The sequence below is a fragment of the Massilia varians genome (assembly GCF_027923905.1).
GTDB lineage: Bacteria > Pseudomonadota > Gammaproteobacteria > Burkholderiales > Burkholderiaceae_D > Telluria > Telluria varians_B.
This window is the reverse complement of record NZ_AP026966.1, coordinates 3084458-3102945: the sequence shown is the minus strand read 5'-3', so window position 1 is coordinate 3102945 and position 18488 is coordinate 3084458. Positions and strand designations below refer to the sequence as shown.

17 protein-coding genes are annotated in these 18488 nt (G+C 66.6%); 10 read left to right on the top strand and 7 right to left on the bottom strand.

Translation table 11 applies throughout. From position 1 onward, the window contains the following. Positions 1–73 precede the first annotated feature (73 nt). From MasN3_RS14020 to MasN3_RS13995, 6 genes are all read left to right on the top strand, one after another. Complete coding sequence (locus MasN3_RS14020) at positions 74–1000, top strand: alpha/beta fold hydrolase (RefSeq protein WP_281907871.1); 927 nt, start codon at positions 74–76, stop codon at positions 998–1000. Between the two features lie 10 nt (positions 1001–1010). Next, positions 1011–1940: a muramoyltetrapeptide carboxypeptidase gene (gene ldcA / locus MasN3_RS14015; RefSeq protein ID WP_281907869.1), complete on the top strand. Its 930-nt coding sequence runs from the start codon at positions 1011–1013 to the stop codon at positions 1938–1940. 149 nt (positions 1941–2089) lie between these two features. Next, positions 2090–3691: an ABC-F family ATPase gene (locus MasN3_RS14010; protein ID WP_370662294.1), complete on the top strand. Its 1602-nt coding sequence runs from the start codon at positions 2090–2092 to the stop codon at positions 3689–3691. Between the two features lie 16 nt (positions 3692–3707). Continuing rightward, a complete protein-coding gene (gene nadA / locus MasN3_RS14005; protein WP_281907868.1) occupies positions 3708–4856 on the top strand; it encodes a quinolinate synthase NadA in 1149 nt (382 codons plus the stop codon). Further along, positions 4853–5749, top strand: coding sequence for a carboxylating nicotinate-nucleotide diphosphorylase (gene nadC / locus MasN3_RS14000; RefSeq protein ID WP_281907867.1), 897 nt, complete (start codon positions 4853–4855; stop codon positions 5747–5749). Before nadA ends, nadC begins: the two co-directional genes overlap by 4 nt. Further along, entirely contained in the window at positions 5746–6069 is a 324-nt protein-coding gene (locus MasN3_RS13995) for a hypothetical protein (protein ID WP_281907866.1), read from the top strand. The genes nadC and MasN3_RS13995 overlap by 4 nt, the downstream gene beginning before the upstream one ends. A gap of 3 nt (positions 6070–6072) precedes the next feature. Here MasN3_RS13995 and MasN3_RS13990 read toward each other — a convergent pair whose 3' ends face one another. The 4 genes from MasN3_RS13990 to nadB form a co-directional block, all read right to left on the bottom strand. Next, positions 6073–7119 (bottom strand): alpha/beta fold hydrolase, encoded by a 1047-nt coding sequence (locus MasN3_RS13990; protein WP_281907865.1) that lies wholly within the window; start codon positions 7117–7119, stop codon positions 6073–6075. Positions 7120–7128: 9 nt separating this feature from the next. Beyond that, positions 7129–8010: an NAD-dependent protein deacetylase gene (locus tag MasN3_RS13985; protein WP_281907864.1), complete on the bottom strand. Its 882-nt coding sequence runs from the start codon at positions 8008–8010 to the stop codon at positions 7129–7131. 85 nt (positions 8011–8095) lie between these two features. Beyond that, positions 8096–8995, bottom strand: coding sequence for a DMT family transporter (locus MasN3_RS13980; protein ID WP_281907862.1), 900 nt, complete (start codon positions 8993–8995; stop codon positions 8096–8098). 51 nt (positions 8996–9046) lie between these two features. Next, positions 9047–10675: an L-aspartate oxidase gene (nadB, locus tag MasN3_RS13975; RefSeq protein ID WP_281907860.1), complete on the bottom strand. Its 1629-nt coding sequence runs from the start codon at positions 10673–10675 to the stop codon at positions 9047–9049. Positions 10676–10836: 161 nt separating this feature from the next. Here nadB and MasN3_RS13970 point away from each other — a divergent pair, with 161 nt between their 5' ends. Next, positions 10837–11337 carry a pyridoxamine 5'-phosphate oxidase family protein gene (locus MasN3_RS13970; protein ID WP_281907858.1) on the top strand — a complete coding sequence of 167 codons (501 nt, stop codon included), beginning with the start codon at positions 10837–10839 and terminating at the stop codon, positions 11335–11337. Here MasN3_RS13970 and MasN3_RS13965 read toward each other — a convergent pair whose 3' ends face one another. Together MasN3_RS13965 and MasN3_RS13960 are read right to left on the bottom strand one after the other, a co-directional pair. Then, positions 11338–11679, bottom strand: a complete 342-nt coding sequence (locus tag MasN3_RS13965) for a hypothetical protein (protein ID WP_281907856.1) — start codon at positions 11677–11679, stop codon at positions 11338–11340. Positions 11680–11745: 66 nt separating this feature from the next. After that, on the bottom strand, positions 11746–12198 hold the full coding sequence (locus MasN3_RS13960) for a DUF411 domain-containing protein (RefSeq protein WP_281907855.1): 453 nt from the start codon (positions 12196–12198) through the stop codon (positions 11746–11748). Between the two features lie 108 nt (positions 12199–12306). On the opposite strand from MasN3_RS13960, the gene MasN3_RS13955 reads away from it, so the two are divergent. Continuing rightward, entirely contained in the window at positions 12307–13467 is a 1161-nt protein-coding gene (locus MasN3_RS13955) for a tyrosine-type recombinase/integrase (RefSeq protein WP_281907853.1), read from the top strand. Between the two features lie 24 nt (positions 13468–13491). Here the strand turns inward: MasN3_RS13955 and MasN3_RS13950 are convergent, their stop codons facing one another. Further along, the gene (locus tag MasN3_RS13950; protein WP_281907852.1) at positions 13492–13770 is read right to left on the bottom strand and encodes a hypothetical protein; all 279 of its coding nucleotides are present in this window, start codon (positions 13768–13770) and stop codon (positions 13492–13494) included. Positions 13771–14021: 251 nt separating this feature from the next. Here MasN3_RS13950 and MasN3_RS13945 point away from each other — a divergent pair, with 251 nt between their 5' ends. Together MasN3_RS13945 and MasN3_RS13940 are read left to right on the top strand one after the other, a co-directional pair. After that, the gene (locus MasN3_RS13945; protein WP_281907850.1) at positions 14022–14879 is read left to right on the top strand and encodes a protein phosphatase 2C domain-containing protein; all 858 of its coding nucleotides are present in this window, start codon (positions 14022–14024) and stop codon (positions 14877–14879) included. A 436-nt stretch (positions 14880–15315) separates the two neighbouring features. Continuing rightward, complete coding sequence (locus tag MasN3_RS13940) at positions 15316–18378, top strand: TonB-dependent receptor (protein WP_281907849.1); 3063 nt, start codon at positions 15316–15318, stop codon at positions 18376–18378. The last annotated feature ends 110 nt before the right edge of the window (positions 18379–18488 follow it).

Genomic DNA, 18488 nt, shown 5'->3' with positions numbered 1-18488 from the left:
TTCGCTTGGGCGGCGAGCCAACCCTGTCGCTTGAAGAGCCGATGCCGCCCCTGCGCGGCGCCGGCATGCCGCCATGCCCACGCTGAACGCCAACGGAATCCGCATCGCCTTCGACACCGCAGGTGACCCCAAGGCCCCGCCGCTGCTGCTGGTGCATGGGCTCGGCATGCAGCTGACCGCCTGGCCCGACGAGTTCGTCGAAGGCCTGGTCGAACTCGGTTTCTATGTCATCCGCTTCGACAACCGCGATTGCGGCCTGTCCACCAAGTTCGAACAGGCCGGCGTTCCCAACCTGACCTTGGCCTCGATCAAATCGAAACTCGGCTGGCCGCTGCGCGCGGCCTACCGCCTGGACGACATGGCCGAGGACGCGATCGGGGTGCTGTCGGCCCTCGGGGTGGCGCGCGCCCATGTGGTCGGCGTCGCAATGGGCGGCATGATCGCCCAGATCCTGGCGGCACGTTACCCGCAGCGCATCCTGAGCCTGACCTCGATCATGTCGAGCAGTTGCCGCCGCGGGCTGCCCGGCCCCGGGAAGAAGCTCGCCAGCCTGCTGGCCCGGCGTCCCGCCGACCCGGGCGACGTCGACAGCATCATCGAGCACGGCGTGCAGCTCCTGCGCGCCATCGGCAGCCCGTCCTACCCGACCCCGGAGAAGGTCTTGCGCAAGCGCGTCGCCCGCTCGGTGCGCCGCAGCTATTGCCCGAGCGGTGAGGCGCGCCAGATGATGGCGATCGCGGCGTCCGGCGACCGCTGTGCACAGCTGGCCACGATCACCGCGCCCACGCTCGTGATCCATGGCGCCTGCGACCCGCTGGTGCCGCCCGCCTGCGGAGAAGACACGGCCAGCCGCATCCCCGGCGCCCGCCTCGAAGTCATCCAGGGCATGGGGCACGACCTTCCGCCGCAGCTGGTCGAGCGGCTTCTTGCCTTGATCGACGCCCATGCCAGGGGTAAGATGTTGCCAGACTCAACACCGAGCTTATTTGTCAAACAATAATCGTCAAACAGTGATCACCCCCCAAATCGGCATCGCCATCGTGGCCCCGGCCGGCCAGGCGCTTGACCCGTGCGCGGTCGAGCGCGGCATTGCCCGCCTCGAGCAGCACGGCTGCCTCGTCCACAATTATTACGACCACGCCAGCATCCACGAGCGCTTCGGCGGCACCGACCAGGGCCGCCTGGCCCAGCTTGCCGCCGCCGTCGCCGACCCGGACGTGCAGATCATCATGGCCTTGCGCGGCGGCTACGGCACCACCCGACTGCTGCCGCACATCGACTTCGAGGGCATCGCCGCCAGTGGCAAGCTGGTGGTCGGCTTTTCCGACATCACGGCCATCCACATGGGCCTGATGGCGCGCACGGGTGCGCTCAGTTACGCCGGGCCCATGATCGCGGGCGATTTCGGCGCCCGGGAACCGGTGCAGTTCACGTTGGACGACTTCTGGCAATGCTTGACGGGACCGACGCATACGATCGTCGAGCGCGCCGCTGGCAACCCCTGCATCCAGGAAGAGGGCACGCTCTGGGGCGGCAACCTGGCGATGATCGTCTCGCTGCTGGGTACGCCTTACTTCCCGCGCATCGATGGCGGCATCCTTTATCTGGAAGACATCGGCGAGCACCCATACCGGGTCGAGCGCATGCTGCTCCAGCTCGACCAGGCCGGCGTCCTGGCGCGCCAGCGCGCGGTGGTGCTGGGCGACTTCTCCGGCTACAAGCTGGCGCCGAACGACAACGGCTACGATTTCGACACCATGCTGGCCCACCTGCGCGCGAGCTTGCCGGTGCCGCTCATCCATGGCTTGAGCTTCGGGCACATCCCGCGCCGGGTGACGATTCCCTTCGGCGCCCAGGGACGCCTGGTGACGCACGGCGAAGGATTCACGCTGACCCTGTCGGACTATCCGACCTTGCGCCAGGCCGCCTACTGCGGCTGAACCAGCCCCGCACTGCGGTCCTCGACGGCGCACGCGGGTGCGCCGTTTCGCCTTGCCGGGCGCCGCGATTAGCCCTGACGTCACTGCGATGGTAGAATCGCGGGTTATCCGGCAACATTGTTGCTAACTCAGCTTCTAAAGGTTTCCTAGTGCTATCCACTGCCAATATCACGATGCAATTCGGCGCCAAGCCGCTGTTCGAGAACATCTCCGTCAAGTTCGGCGAAGGCAACCGTTACGGCCTGATCGGTGCGAACGGTTGCGGCAAGTCGACGTTCATGAAGATCCTCGGCGGCGACCTCGAGCCTTCCGCCGGCAACGTCAGCCTCGACCCGGGCGAGCGCCTCGGCAAACTCCGCCAGGACCAGTTCGCGTACGAGGACGTGCGCGTGCTCGACGTCGTCATGATGGGACACACCGAACTGTGGAACGCCATCTCCGAGCGCGACGCGATCTACGCCAATCCGGAAGCGACCGACGAAGACTACATGCGCGCCGCCGAACTGGAAGGCAAGGTCGCCGAATACGACGGCTACTCGGCCGAAGCGCGTGCCGGCGAGCTGCTGCTCGGCCTGGACATCGCCAGCGACCTGCACCAGGGACCGATGAGCGCCGTGGCGCCGGGCTGGAAGCTGCGCGTGCTGTTGGCCCAGGCCCTGTTCTCGAACCCGGACATCCTGCTGCTGGACGAGCCGACCAACAACCTGGACATCAACACGATCCGCTGGCTGGAAGACATCCTCAACCAGCGCAACTCGACGATGATCATCATCTCGCACGATCGCCACTTCCTGAACCAGGTCTGCACCCACGTCGCCGACATGGACTACGGCACGCTGAAAATCTACCCGGGCAACTACGACGACTACATGCTGGCCTCGACCCAGGCGCGCAACCAGCAGCTGGCCAACAACGCCAAGGCGAAGGAAAAGGTCGCCGAACTGCAGGACTTCGTGCGCCGCTTCTCGGCCAACAAGTCCAAGGCGCGCCAGGCCACGTCGCGCGCCAAGATGATCGACAAGATCAAGATCGAGGAATTCAAGCCGTCCTCGCGCGCCTATCCCTTCGTCCGCTTCGAAGGCGAGAAGAAGCTGCACCGCCTGGCGGTGGAGACCGAGGGCCTGTCGAAATCCTATGACCGCCAGTTGTTCAAGAACTTCTCGATCATGGTCGAAGCGGGCGAACGCATCGCGATCATCGGCGCCAACGGCGCCGGCAAGACCACGCTGCTGCGCTGCATCGGCGGCGCCGACATCACCGGCCTGGACGCCGACCAGGGCCGCGTGAAATGGGCCGAGAATGCCGACGTCGGCTATATGCCGCAGGATCCGACCGAGGAATTCGCCGGCGGCGAGAACCTCACCGACTGGATGGGCCAGTGGACCCAGGAAGGCGACGACGACCAGGCGGTGCGCTCGATCCTGGGCCGCCTGCTGTTCGGCGGCGACGAAGTCAAGAAGTCGGTCAAGGTGCTCTCCGGCGGCGAGAAGGGCCGCATGATGTACGGCAAGCTGATGCTGGGCCGTCACAACGTGCTGCTGCTGGACGAACCGACCAACCACATGGACATGGAGTCGATCGAGTCGCTCAACATCGCCCTCGACAAGTACGCCGGCACCATGATCTTCGTCTCGCACGACCGCGAGTTCGTGTCCTCGCTGGCCACCCGTATCCTCGAGATCCGCGAGAACGAGATCGTCGACTTCCGCGGCAACTACGAAGAATACCTGACGAGCCAGGGCATCGCCTGATAGGAGACCCGACCGCATGATCACCGCACCGATCAAGACCTACGAATACGACCGGCCCCAGGTCGGCGAAGCCTGCACCATCAACCCGGCGACGGCCGAAGCCTGGGCGCGCGTGCCCGCCGTGCCGAGCGCCAGCGAAAAAGCGGAACTCAAGGAACGCATCAAGCGCCTGCTGAAGGAGCGCGATGCCGTGCTGGTGGCCCACTACTACGTGGACGCCGAACTGCAGGACCTGGCCGAGGAAACCGGCGGCTGCGTCTCGGATTCGCTGGAAATGGCGCGTTTCGGCCGTGACCACCCGGCCAGGACCCTGGTCGTGGCCGGCGTGCGCTTCATGGGCGAATCGGCCAAGATCCTGAGCCCCGAAAAGACCATCCTGATGCCGGACCTGGACGCGACTTGCTCGCTGGACCTGGGCTGCCCGGCCGATGAGTTCGCCGCCTTCTGCGACCAGCACCCGGACCGCACCGTGGTGGTGTACGCCAATACCAGCGCCGCCGTCAAGGCGCGCGCCGACTGGATGGTGACCTCGTCGATCGGCCTGGACATCGTCAGGCACCTGCACGAGCAGGGCAAGAAGATCCTGTGGGCGCCCGACCGCCACCTGGGGTCGTACATCCAGAAGCAGACCGGCGCCGACATGCTGCTGTGGCAGGGTTCCTGCCTGGTGCACGACGAGTTCAAGGGCGTCGAACTCGATCTGCTCAAGCTTGAATATCCGGACGCGAAGGTGCTGGTGCACCCGGAGTCGCCCGCCTCGGTGGTGGCCCAGGCCGACGTGGTCGGCTCGACTACCCAGCTGATCAACGCCGCGGTGAACCTGCCGGCGAGCACCTTCATCGTCGCCACCGACAACGGCATCCTGCACAAGATGCGCGCCGCGGCTCCGGGCAAGCACTTCATCGAAGCGCCTACCGCCGGCAACAGCGCCACCTGCAAGAGCTGCGCCCACTGCCCATGGATGGCCATGAACGGCCTGAAGAACCTGGCCGACGCCCTGGAGACCGGCGTCAACGAAGTGCACGTCGACCCGGAGATCGGCCGCCAGGCCAGGCGCGCGATCGACCGCATGCTCGACTTCGCCGCCGCCAAGAAGGCACAGGCCCTGCCGAGCGGTGCGCTCGAGCAGAACGCAACGCTGTTCAACGGAGTCGGCCCCGCATGACGACCCTGCGTAATCCTTACATTTCTGAAGAGCAGTTTGACGAGAAACTGCAGTCCGCTTTCGAAGCCAACATCCTGGCGGCGCTGCTGGAAGACGTCGGCACCGGCGACCTGACCGGCATGCTGGTGCCCAGCCAGCCGCGGGTGCAGGCGCGCGTCATCGTGCGCGAAGCGGCGGTGCTGTGCGGCGCGCCCTGGTTCGAAGGCGTGATGCTGGCAGTCGACCAGGACATCGAGATCGATTGGAAGTATGCCGAGGGCGACCTGATGGACGCGGACTCGGTCGTCTGCACCATCGAAGGCTCCCCGCGCTCGCTGCTCACCGCCGAGCGCGCGGCGCTGAACTTCATGCAGCTGCTCTCGGGCGTGGCCAGCGCCACCCGCAAGTATGTCGATGCGATCCAGGGCAGCAAGGCGGCGATCCTCGACACCCGCAAGACCCTGCCGGGCCTGCGCCTGGCGCAGAAGTACGCGGTGCGTGTCGGCGGCGGCCAGAACCAGCGCATGGCGCTGTACGACGGCATCCTGATCAAGGAAAACCACATCGCGGCGGCCGGCGGCGTCACCCGCGCCCTGCAGGCGGCCGAAGCCCTGAACTCGGGCGCGCCGGTGCAGATCGAGGTCGAGACCATCGCCCAGCTGGAAGAAGCGCTGGCGGCCGGCGTGAAGTCCGTCCTGCTGGACAACTTCAACCTCGACATGATGGCCGAGGCGGTACGGGTCAACGCCGGCCGTGCGCTGCTGGAAGCCTCCGGCGGCATCAACATGGACACGGTGCGCGCGATCGCCGCGACCGGCGTGGACCGGATCTCGGTGGGCAGCCTGACCAAGGACGTGCGCGCGACCGATTATTCGCTGCGCATCGTCGGTGCGCTCAAGGAGGTGGCGGCATGATGGACTGGAGCCGACTGCGCCTTTCGACCGGCGCGCGCATCCTGTGGCTGGCCTTCGGCCTGCTGCTGGGCATGCCGACCCTGGTCAATGGCCTGAACACCCACAATACCGCCGACCTGTGCTTCGGCATCGGCATGGTGCTGGTGGGCGTGCGCGGCTTCCTGCGCCCGGTCATGTTCGGCAAGGCCGTGCGCATGGAAATGGACCCGCGCACCTCGCAGGTGTCGATCGGTTCGCCCGTGCTGCATGGCGGCCTGTCGCTGGTGATCTTCGCGGCCCTGACGGCCGGGATCATCATCAAGTACGTGCTCAAGGGCTGATTTTTACACGCCGCTCTCGCTCGCCCGCGCCAGGGCTTCCGCCTCGGGCGAGCGCACATGCAGCGGCTCGCCCACCTGCGCCGCGATCGTGTCGATCGCGGCCATCACCTTGTCCAGACTGTCGTAGTGCGTCATGTGCCCGACGCCGGGCGCCAGCTCGAGCTGGCTCAGGGCCAGGCGCTCGCTCAGGCGCTCGGAATTGTGGCCGGCATCGACGATCTTGTCCTGGGTGCCGGCCACGATCACCGACGGCACCTTTAGCTGGGCATAGCGCTTCGACAGGGTGGCCGCCGCGGGAATCATGACCGCGGTCTCGGCCGCGGCGGCGCGCAACTGCTTCGGCCGCAGGGCCATCCACAGCGGAAAGGCGTCGAAACGCGCATCGACCGGCTTCGGCGAGAAGCAGCGTTTGGCCATGCCTGGCCACATCGCCCGGGCGATCAGCGGCAACACCGTATACCGCAGGGCGTCGCCGACGACCGGTATTGCCGGCTGGGTCAGCGTGGCCACGTCCAGGCGCAGGCTCGGGTAGTAGTAGCCCGACAGCAGCACCAGGCCGCGCACGAAGTCGGGCTGCTGCAAGCCCATCGCGAGCGCGACCATCGTGCCCCAGGAGTGACCAAGCACGATGGCCGATTCCACGCCGATCTGCCCGAGCGCCCGGTGCAGCAGGGCCGCCTGCTTGTCCGGGGTCCAGAGCGTGCTGCGCGGGCGCTCGCTGTAGCCGAAGCCGGGCCGGTCGAAGGCGATCACACGGTAGTGCTCGGCGGCCCGCTGGAGCAGGCCGCTCGTTTCGAAATCTTTCGAATAGACGCCGTTGCCGTGCAATAGCACGAGGACGGGGCCGGCGCCGCGCTCCACGTAATGCAGGCGCACCCCGTCGACCTCGACGAACTTGCCCTGCGGCGGATTGTCGCGTTCGGCCTGACGGGTCATGGCGCGCACATACGCGAAAGAGGCGGCCAGGCCGAGCGCCGCCAAGATGGCGCCCGTGCGCAGCCCACTGGAACCGGTGCTGCTCGTTGTTGTCTTGCGGTAGCTCTTGGTCACACTATCCCCCTATGGTCGAGTAATCGATGTGACTCCTCCGGCTCCTTCCGCGTGGAGCAGGTCGGCGACGCGCGGCAACAGCCGCTCGGCCGACTCTTCTATTTTGAGTGCGATCAGGTGATCCGCCCGGGTACGCCCCAGGTTCACAGCGGCGATCGGCTTGCCGCTCTCCTGCGCCATGCGGCAGAAGCGGAAACCCGAGTACACCATCAGCGACGAACCGACCACCAGCAGGGCATCGGCCGCTTCCATCTGCGCCAGGGCGCGGGCGGTGCGGGGTGGCGGGATGCCGTCGCCGAAGAATACGACATCCGGCGCCAGCGCGCCGCCACAATGGACGCAGAAGGGCAGGTGGAAGTCCTCCAGCGCATCCGGCTCGATGGCCGCGTCGCCATCCGGCAGCGGGGCGGCGAGCACGTTCGCCAGCTCGGGATTGGCCTCGTTCAGCAGGGTCTGCACGAAGGCGCGCGCAAACTGCGCCTTGCAATGCATGCACACCACGCTGTGCACGTTGCCGTGCAGCTCGAGCACGCCATGGCTGCCGGCCTGCTGGTGCAGGCCGTCGACGTTCTGCGTCAGGAGGTAGCCGAAGCGGCCGTGCTGTTCCAGGCGCGACAGCGCGTGGTGGCCGCCGTTCGGCCTGGCCCCGGCCATGATCGGCCAGCCCACCATGCTGCGCGCCCAGTAACGCCGCTGAATGTCGGCCGAGCGCCGGAATTCCGGCCCCTGGATCGGCTGGCGCCCGCGGCGGGTGCCGTCACGGTCGCGGTAGTCGGGAATGCCCGAGGCGGTGGACAGGCCGGCGCCGGTCAGCACCAGCGCGCGCGGATACCGTTCCAGGAATGCCGCCAGCGCTTCCGCCTGGCCTTGGACGGTCAAGACTGCTGCCATGTTGCGTGATCCTCCATTGGCTGGGATCGTAGCATCCGCCCTTGTCAAAGCAAAACACGATTCCCTGGCTAAAGAATTGCGTCGCCTAGCGCGCCGACACCGCGATGCCGCCGACGATCATGCCGAAGGCCAGCACGTGGTAGAGGTGGGGCGCCTCGCCCAGGAAGCTCGAAGACAGTACCGCCGTGAACAGCGGCGTCAGGTTGATGAAGAAGGCGCCGATGCTCGGCCCGGCGCGCTGCACGCCCGCGCCCCAGCAGCGCATGGCCAGGATGGCCGGCCCGATCGCCACGTACAGCAGGGCCGCTCCCAAGGACCAGCTCCAGCTGATGGCCACGTCATGCAACGCCCATTCGCCCCCGGCCAAGGCGGCCGACCACAGCACGCCGTAGCCGACCTGGGCCAGAAGGAAGGCCGCCCAGTCGGCGCGCAGGCCGGGTGCGTCCTTCTGCTGCATCAGCATCCAGCTGTAGAAGGACCAGGCGATGGTGGCCAGGATCATGTACAGGTCGCCGATCACCAGCCGCAGCGCCAGCAAGCCGTGGAGGTCGCCCCGGCACAGCACCACCAGCACGCCCGCGATCGACAGGACCGCGCCCACGATCTGCTTGCGCTTGACCGGCACCCCGTAGAACAGACGCCCGACCAGCAGCATCCAGACCGGCACGCCGGACGCCACCAGGGTCACGTTGATGGGCGTGGAACTCTGCAGGGCGAGGTATTGCAGCGAGTTGTACAGGCCCACGCCCAAGAGGCCGAGCATGGCGTAGCGGCGCCAGTTGGCCAGCACCCCGCTGCCGTGCCTGAGCGCGGCCCGCCCGAGCGGCACCAGCACCGCCAGGGCGATCGTCCAGCGGATCAGGTTGAGCGTCATCGGCGGCACCGCGTCGCGCACCAGGCGGCCGACGATGGCGTTTCCCGCCCAGAGCACCGGGGGTACGGTCAGCAGCAGGATGGTGGAGGGCGTGAGGGCGGGGCGCGACATGGTATAAGTGCGGCATGGCGGCCGGCCCGCATTTGCCGGCCGGCCGGGAAATCAGCGGCGTTCCGGCGTCAGCACGCTCGGCAGGGCCTTCGGCAGGGTGTCCGGGAAGTCGCGCGAAAAATGCAGCCCGCGGCTTTCGTGGCGCGACAAGGCGCTGTTGACGATCAGCGAGGCCACCTCGACCAGGTTGCGCAGTTCCAGCAAGTCGTGGGTGATGCGGAAGTTGCGGTAATACTCGTCGATCTCTTCCTTGAGCAGCTTGATGCGGTGCTGGGCGCGCTCGAGGCGTTTGGTAGTGCGCACGATGCCGACGTAGTTCCACATGAAGCGGCGCAGCTCGTCCCAGTTGTGGGCGATCACCACCTCTTCGTCGGCATTGGTCACGCGCGACTCGTCCCAGGGCGGCAGCACCGGGTTCTCGATCTTCGGTGCGGCCGCGATCTGGTGCGCGCAGGCGCGTCCGACCACCACGCACTCCAGCAGGGAGTTGCTGGCCAGACGATTCGCGCCGTGCAGGCCGGTGCAGGCGGTCTCGCCGACCGCATACAGGCCGGGAATGTCGGTGCGCCCGGCCAGGTCGGTGACGATGCCGCCGCAGGTGAAGTGCACCGCCGGCACCACCGGGATCGGCTCCCTGGTGATGTCGATGCCCAGCTCCAGGCAGCGCGCGTAAATGGTCGGGAAGTGCTCCTTCAGGAACGCCGGATCCTGGTGGCTGATGTCGAGGTGGACGTAGTCCAGGCCGCGCTTTTTCATCTCGAAGTCGATGGCGCGCGCCACCACGTCGCGCGGCGCCAGTTCGCCGCGCTCGTCGTGGGCCGGCATGAAGCGGGTGCCGGCCGCGGCGCCGGCTTCCGGCGGCAGCTTGAGCAGGCCGCCTTCGCCGCGGATCGCTTCGGTGATCAGGAAGGATTTCGCATACGGGTGGTACAGGCAGGTCGGGTGGAACTGGATGAATTCCATGTTCGACACGCGGCAGCCGGCGCGCCAGGCCATGGCGATGCCGTCGCCGGTGGCGGTGTCGGGATTGGTCGTGTACAGGTAGACCTTGCCGGCCCCGCCGGTGGCCAGCACCGTGTGCTCGGCTTCGAAGGTGAGCACCTCGCCGCTTTGCTCGTCCTGCACGTACAGGCCGTAGCAGCGCGGCTGGCCCACCAGGTGCGGCGCGCCGCCGTGCACGCCCTTGCCGGTCAGCTTGTCGGAAGTGATGACGTCGATCGCGCAGTGGTGCTCGAACAGGGAGATGTTGGGGTGCGCCCGCACCTTCTGTTCGAGTGTGACCTGCACCGCATGGCCGGTGGCGTCGGCCGCGTGGATGATGCGGCGCTGGCTGTGGCCGCCCTCGCGGGTCAGGTGGAAACCGAGCTCCGCCGAGGCGTCGCGGGTGAAGGGCACGCCTTGCTCGATCAGCCATTCGATCGCCGCCCGGCCGTTCTCGACGATGTAGCGGGTGGCCGCTTCCTCGCACAGGCCGGCGCCGGCGATCAAGGTATCGGCGATGTGCTGGTCGTGGCTGTCGCTGGAATCGAGCACCGCGGCGATGCCGCCCTGGGCCCAGTTGCTGGCGCCGTCGAGGAGGGCGCGTTTGGAAACGATTGCAACCTTGCGGGTTTGCGCCAGGTGCAGGGCCACCGACAGGCCGGCCAGACCGCTGCCGACAATAGCGACGTCAAATTTCATGGTGGTGTCAAATTTGTACAGAGGCATCACTATAGTCGATTTGGCCATGTCGCGTCAGGGTCGGGCCGGTGGGTCAAGCGCGGGACACTGTACGCGGACGCACGGATGGGGCGTCGATGCGGCGCTAGGATCGCCGTACCAACCACCTGAAAGGAATGCACATGTCAGATCAATACGCCCGGGCGCACGCGGCCGCGCTGTCCGAGAAGATCGGCTCGATGCGCTTTGCCATGTTCACGACCCGCGACCAGAACGGTCACCTGGTCAGCCAGCCGATGACCAACCAAGAGGTCGACGCCGACGGCGCCCTGTGGTTCTACACCCGGACCACGACCGAGCTGTGGGACAACATCGCCCACCAACCGGAGGTGAACGTCAGCTTCGCCGACCCCGACAACAGCACCTGGGTCTCGGTCAGCGGCCGCGCCGAGCGCGTGGTCGAGCGCGCCCGGATCCACGCCTTGTGGAACCCCATGGTGCAGGCCTGGTTCCCGGCCGGTCCCGAGGACGAGCACGTGGTGCTGGTGCGGGTGATGCCGCACGCCGCCGAATACTGGGATGCCAACGACAGCAAGATGGTGCGCATGTTCGCCATGGCCAAGGCGGCCGTGACCGGCTCCACGCCGGACGTGGACGCCGAGCACGGGACCATCCGGATGTAATCAGGTCGCGGGCGGCAGGTCGGCTTCGCTCTGGTTGCCGCCGGTCTCCGGCGTGCCCAGGCCGGTCGCGCCGGGGCTGGCCTGGTTCGGACGGGTGTCCTGCGGACCGCGTCCGACGTGGGTCATGGCGCTGCCTTCGGCTTCCGGGCGGCCGCCCCCGGCGCCGGCGCCGCCCGGGGCGTTGGCGGTCTCGCCGGACTGGTTGCGGGTCAGGCCGTCGCCGCCGCTGCCGCCGGTTTCCCGCTGGGTTTCGTGGACGGGCGTGGCGCCTTGCTGGCCGCTGGTCGCGCCGCCCACGCCGAGCGTCGTCGACGGGTCGTTCTGCGGATGCTGGGTGGGCATAGTGGTCTCCCTCGATGCTGGAAACCCATTATGCCAAGGGCGCCGCAGGGCCGGCGCGGGCTTCGTTTACTCGTAGCGCTTGTAGACGCTGGTCTTGCCGCCGTCCTTGACCAACAACACCTCGTAGGGATCCTTGCGCGATCCTTCCATGCCCGGTGAACCCATCGGCATGCCGGGCACCGCCAGGCCGCGGGCCTTGGGCTTTTCCGCCAGCATGCGCTTGATGTCGCCGGCCGGCACGTGGCCCTCGACCGCATAGCCGCCCACGCGGCCGGTGTGGCAGGAGCCGTATTCGGCAGGGATGCCGAACTTCTCGCGGTAGTCCGACGGATTGGCGACGTTCTGGGCCTTGACCTGGAACCCGTTCGCTTCGTGATGCTTGATCCACTCCTTGCAGCAGCCGCAGTACTCGGTCTTGTAGACCTCGATCACGGGCTGCGCGGCCGTGGCGGCCAGCGGCAGGGCGAGGAGGGCGGCGGCGGCATGGCGCAGCGGACATGGGAAACGCGGCAGGAACATGGTGACTCCGGGATGGGTGGGAACAAACCCGCATTATGCCGCAGGCGCGCGCTTGGTGACCCGGCCGCGCGATGTTATACTGTACATAAACACAGTATTGGTTCCACGATGCCCAGCTTCCTCCCGATCGATCTCGACCCGCTCCCAGAAGACTCGCCCCTGCGGATGGCGGCCAGTGCGCGCAGCGCCGTGTTCCGCGGCGTGGGAGACGAGCCGGTGACCGATGCCCGCAGCGACGCCGAACTGGCGCGCGAGTACATCGGCCAGGGAGAGCTGAGCCCGAAATCCATCGCCAACACCCAGAAGGAACTCTACCGCTTCCTCACCTGGTGCCGCGAAGAAGCGCGCAAGAGCTTCCAGCAACTGACCGTCGCCGACCTGAACGCCTACAAGGAATTCATCCGCAACCCGCCGCCGGAATGGATTTCCACCACCAAGTGGCCGCGCAACGATCCGCGCTACCGGCCGTTCTCCGGCCCGTTGTCGGATGCGAGCCGCCGCCAGGCCATGATCGCCATTAAAGGCCTGCTGGGCTATGCCGAGCAGACCGGCTACCTGCGGCGCAATCCGGCCAGGCTGGTGCGCAACGTGCGGGCCGCCCACGGCAGCCGCATCACGCGCTACCTGACGCCGCAGGCGATCGCGCATGCGCTCGACGCCGTCGCAGCGCGCGTGGCCGACACCCCGGCCAGCCTGCGCCAGCGCGAACGCGACCGCTTCCTGCTGGTCGCGTTTGCCCAGACCGGGGCGCGCCTGAACGAGATCGTCGGCGCCCACATGGGCGCGATTTACAGCGAGGGCGACGGGCGCTGGTGGCTGGACGTCATGGGAAAAGGCGCCAAGCCGCGCCGCCTGCCGGTGCCGCCGGCCATGCTGGCCGCCTACCAGGACTACCGCCAGGCCTTCGGCCTGCCGCCACAGACGGGCCGCGCCGACCGCACGCCGCTGGTGCTGTCCAGCCGCAGCAAGGAAGCGGCGCGCATCACCGATGAAGCGGCGTCCGAGGCGCTGAAAGCCGTGTTCGTGGCCGCCGCCGACCGCGCGCTGGGACAGGGCGACGCCGACAGCGCGGCCGCGCTGCGCCAGGCCTCGACCCACTGGCTGCGCCACAGCATGCTGACCAACCACGCCAACAGCGGGGTACAGCTCAAGACCTTGCAAGACACCGCCGGCCACGCCAACATAGCGACCACCGCCGCTTACCTGCACAAGCGCGACCACGAACGCCACGACGAGATCATCGGCTCGGGCGCCAAGCTGGTGCCTTGAGGCGCGGCCGAGGCGAGGGCGGTCTCAGATCGGCAATTCGGACTCGCCGCCCGCGGAACTGCCGAAGTCCTGCAGGTCGTCGAGCGAGAGGCGGCGCTCGTTCAGGGCGGCGACGATCGCCTTCAGTTGCTCCGGGTCCGGGTTCAGGTAGACGACGCGCTGTTCCAGCTCGTTGTCCCAGTACTTGGTGTAGGGCACATCGGTCTCTGCCATGACCCGGGCGTCGAAGCTCCCGTCCATCATCTCGCCGACCAGGGTGACCTTGGCCGTATCCGGCCTGGTGTGCTTCACGGTGATGCCCATGCTCATCCTTTCGAGTGATCAGTTCGCATAGCTGCATTCTTACCCACGCGGCGCAGGGGTGCAAACGGCGGGACGCCAGTCGTGCGCGCGCCGGGCCTGCACCGGCAGGGCCGCACGAGCTTTGGCAAATAGCAGGCGCATGCTAACGGGGCTACGCGAGGGGAATGTGCATGCCAAAATTAATTCGAAGTCAGCATCTACAATGCCGCATTGATTTCCAAGGGTCCCGCACACAACTTCTACTCATGTCCATGCACCTCGATCTGATCTCCCACGGCGCAAAGCCCGACCACAACGAGGACTGGACCGGCGCCTTCCGGTCGGCGGCCGCGACCGAGCTCCTGGTCATCGACGGCGCCACATCGGTGGCGGAGCGCGACTACATCGACCCGGGCGAGGGCGACGTCGTCTGGTTCGTCAGCCGTTTCGCCGCGGCGCTTGGCGCGGACATGGATACCGGGCGTGGTCAGCAGGAAGCCGTGCACGCCGCCGTCGAGCAGGTTCGCCGGGAGTTCCTGGCACGCTGCGCCGCCCAGCAGGTGCCCCTGTATGCCTGGCCGATCGCGGCGCTGAGCTGGGTGCGCGTGCGCGAACACGGCGCCAGCTACCGGCTCGAGCTGTACTGCCTGGGCGACTGCAAGCTCTTGCTGCGCCGGCCCGGCGGCGAGGTCCTGGACCTGGATCCCTTCGTCAACCCGCAGGAAGCCATCCTGCGCGCCGCGATCGAGAAACTCGCGCAGGAAGGCGTTCGCGACGCCGCCGACAGGCAGGCGCGCCTGATGCCGATGCTGCGCGCCCGGCGCGAATTCCAGAATACCGTAGCCAGGCCCAATTCCCTGTGCCTGCAGCCCAACGGCGCCTTCGGCGCACGCACATCCACTTTCGAGGCGCCGGCCGGCTCGGCGCTGCTGGCGCTGACCGATGGTCTCTACCGCCTGGTCGACACCTACGGGCTGCATACCCCGGAAAGCCTGTTTGCCCTCTGCCTGGAGCACGGATTGCCGGCGGCCATGGCGCAGCTGCGCGACTACGAAGCCGCGAACCGCGCTGCCGGGCCGGCCGTCGTGAAACGGGCGGACGATGCGTCGGCGCTCCTGTGGCGCGGCTGACATCCTGGTGCCTGAGAACGCGCCGCTAGGGTCCGCCATGCGTTTCGCGAGGGTTTCCATCCTCGCCGGCTCTGCCATTTGGGAGAGACGGCCGGCCCCCTCCTTTGCATCCAGCAGGTTCAGTTGCGTCAATACAACATCTTTACATAGATGACCAAAAAGTTAATAAGAACACCATCACTCAACGTGCAAGGAACAGCATCGAACCCGCGCATATCTTTCGTACATCTGCCATTCACGACCTGACGCGTCCTTCCGGATATGCATCCTTTGGAAAATCTATTTTCCATGCACATGGATCGTGATCAAGTATTTACTAAATACAATCGTCAAATCCTTCTTAGCCCAGGCGGACCTACCGGCTGCGACCGGCTGAAGGAAGAGTCCAGCCTGTCCCTGACTTGGCGGCAGGTTCACAAACGATAGGAGATAGTTCATGGCAGTAAAAACGAAGCTGGCCCGCTCGCTCGCCCTTGCATTCGGAGCGACGGCACTGACGCTGGGCATGAGTTCGACCGTGCTGGCCCAATCGAACACCACGGGTAACGTGTACGGCGCGGTGGAAAGCCCGGCCGGCGCGACGGTCGTGGTCGAAAACCTCGACACCAAGCTGCGCCGTACCGTCTCGGTCGAAGGCAACGGGCGCTTCCTGGCGACCTCGCTGCCGCCGGGCCGCTACTCGGTCCAGCTGGTGCGCAACGGTAGTGTCGTCGAAAGCCGCGAAGTCGAGGTGCTGATCGGCCAGGGCGCCGAAGCCGTGTTCTCGACCCAGCAGGTGCAGATCGTCGGCCGCCGTCGCGCGATCGACGTCACCAACACCAACAACGGCGCCATCTTTACTGCCAGCCAGCTGGAAAAGCTGCCGATCGCACGTAACGTCGAATCGATCATCCTGATCGCGCCGAACACCACGCAGGGTGACAGCCGCTACCCGAACGGCGCCAACAGCTTCGGCGGCGGTGCGGTGTCGGAGAACTCGTACTACGTGAACGGCTTCCCGGTCACCAACCCGCTGACCCAGCTGGGCTACATGGAACTGCCGTACGGCGCGATCGGCCAGGCCCAGATCCTGACCGGCGGCTTCGGCGCCGAGTTCGGCCGCTCGGTCGGCGGTGTCGCCAACATCACCACCAAGAGCGGCACCAACCGCTGGGAAGTGGGCGGCCTGGTGCAGTGGGATCCGAAGAACCTGCAGGCCAGCCAGGACGATATCTATTACCCGGTGCTGGGCGCGACCAATACCGCCGCCACCGACGGCACCCTGTACCGCCGCCGTTCGGGCAACGAAACCGACCGCAAGCTGGTGGGCGTCAATGTCGGCGGCCCGCTGATCCAGGACAAGCTGTTCGTGTTCGGCTCGCTGGAGCAGTCGCGCACCGATTTCTCGGGCACCAATGCCGTCAACGGCCTGCGCACCAGTACCTCGGCCGCCGGCCGCGGCTGGGAAGAGTCGGAAACCAAGACCACCCGCTACCTGGTGAAGCTGGACTGGAACATCAACGACAACCACCGCCTCGAGTACACCGGTTTCGGCGACACCTCGAAGAAGGACAAATACCTGTCCGGCTACAACTATGCCAGCGGCGCGCGCAACGGCGTCATCGGCGCGAGCGAACACTACAAGAACTTCTCGGGTGAAACCCCGGTCGGCGGCATCGTCAACATCGCCAAATATACCGGCAACGTGACCGAAGACCTGACCATCACCGCGTTGTACGGCAAATCGACCACCAAGCACGAGAACACCTACGGTACCTATCCGGGCGTGAACCCGAACGTGTACCAGGTCTCGTCCAGCCCGTCCACGCGTGTGCCGGAAATCGCAGCAAACTACGTCAACCCCAACCCGGTCAGCGGCAACGTCCCGGTGACGGGCGGACGGGACACGGTCGAGTCGGCTCGCCTGGACCTCGAATACAGGCTGGGCAACCATACCCTGCGCGCCGGTATCGACGAAAACCGACTGAGCTCGGAAGACGCCGGTGTCTTCCGCGCCGGCGGCGGCCTGTGGACCTATGGGTTCACCAATACGCCGAATACCCCGATTACGCTGCAGAACGTCCAGGTGGCCACTGCCAGCGGGGGAGGTTACGGTACTCGCGGCTACTACGTGACCGAGACCAAGTTCACCTCGATCACCGACGCCTACTCGGACCAGTCGGCGCAATACCTCGAAGACCGCTGGCAGGCCACCAAGGACCTCTTGATCACGGTCGGGGTGCGTAACGAACAGTTCGAGAACCGCAATGGCGAGAAGCAGAAGTTCATGGACATCAAGGACCAGATCGCGCCGCGCTTCGCTGCGTCCTGGGACGTGAACGGCGATTCCTCGCTCAAGGTGTTCGGTACCGCCGGCCGCTACTTCGTGCAGGTGCCGACCAACATCTCGGTGCGCGGCGCCTCGCGCTCGCTGTTCACCACCCAGTCCTTCACCTACACCGGTGTGGATCCGGCCACCGGCGCTCCGCAGGGCCTGAAGCCCCTGGCCCCGGCGCCATTCTCGACCAACAACGAGTACTTCCAGTACAAGCACCCGAATACCGTCGCCGCAACCAGCCTGAAGCCGACCTACCAGGACGAGATCACGCTCGGTTTCGAGCGCGCGCTGTCGCGTGACATGACCTTCGGCGCCCGCGCCACCTACCGCACGCTGCGCTCGACCATCGACGACATGTGCGACGACCGTCCGTTCAAGGCCTGGCTGGCGCGCAACCCGACCGTAAACACCAGCAAGTGGACCGGTTTCGGCTGCGCGGCCTTCAATCCGGGCGAGGACAATACCTTCCTGGTCGACTTCGCCAACACCGGCACCAACCTGACCGAAGTCAAGCTGAGCAAGGCTGACCTGGGCTTCGACGACGCCAAACGCACCTACAAGGCGATCGACCTGTTCGTCGAGCATCCGTTCCGCAATGGCTGGTACGGCCGCGTGAACTACACCTGGTCGAAGAACGAGGGCAATACCGAAGGCCAGACCCAGTCCGACATCGGCCAGCTGGACGTCTCCCACACCATCAGCTGGGACAAGCCGGAACTGATGCGCGGCAAATACGGTCCGCTGCCGAACGACCGCCGCCACCAGCTGAAAGCCTTCGGCTTCTACCAGGTCACGCCTGAGTGGATGGTCGGCGGTAACCTGCTGGCGCAGTCGGGCCGTCCGAAGAACTGCCTGGGCGCCGACCCGACCGTGCCGGGCGCGCACAGCTACGGTTCGTACTACGCGACGTGCTTCGGCCGTCCGGCGCCGCGCGGTTCCGAAGGCCGTCTGCCGTGGACCACGCGCCTGGACCTGAACCTGGCCTACATGCCGGGCTTCATTCCAGGCCTGACGGCAAAGGTCGACGTGTTCAACGTCGCCAACCGCCAAACCGTGCAGTCGGTGTCGGAAATGCTGAACAGTGGTTCGACCCAGACGCTGCTGGACAGCTACGGGCGCGTGCTGTCGACCCAGACGCCGCGTTATGCGCGCTTCACGGTCGAGTACAACCACAAGTTCTAAGTTCTAGATCGCTTGTGTGATGAAAGCCGCGGGCGCGAGTCCGCGGTTTTTTTCGTTGGTGCGCCCAGCATGGGCGCACTCCTGCGGGTGCAAGTCCCGTCGCGAGGTCA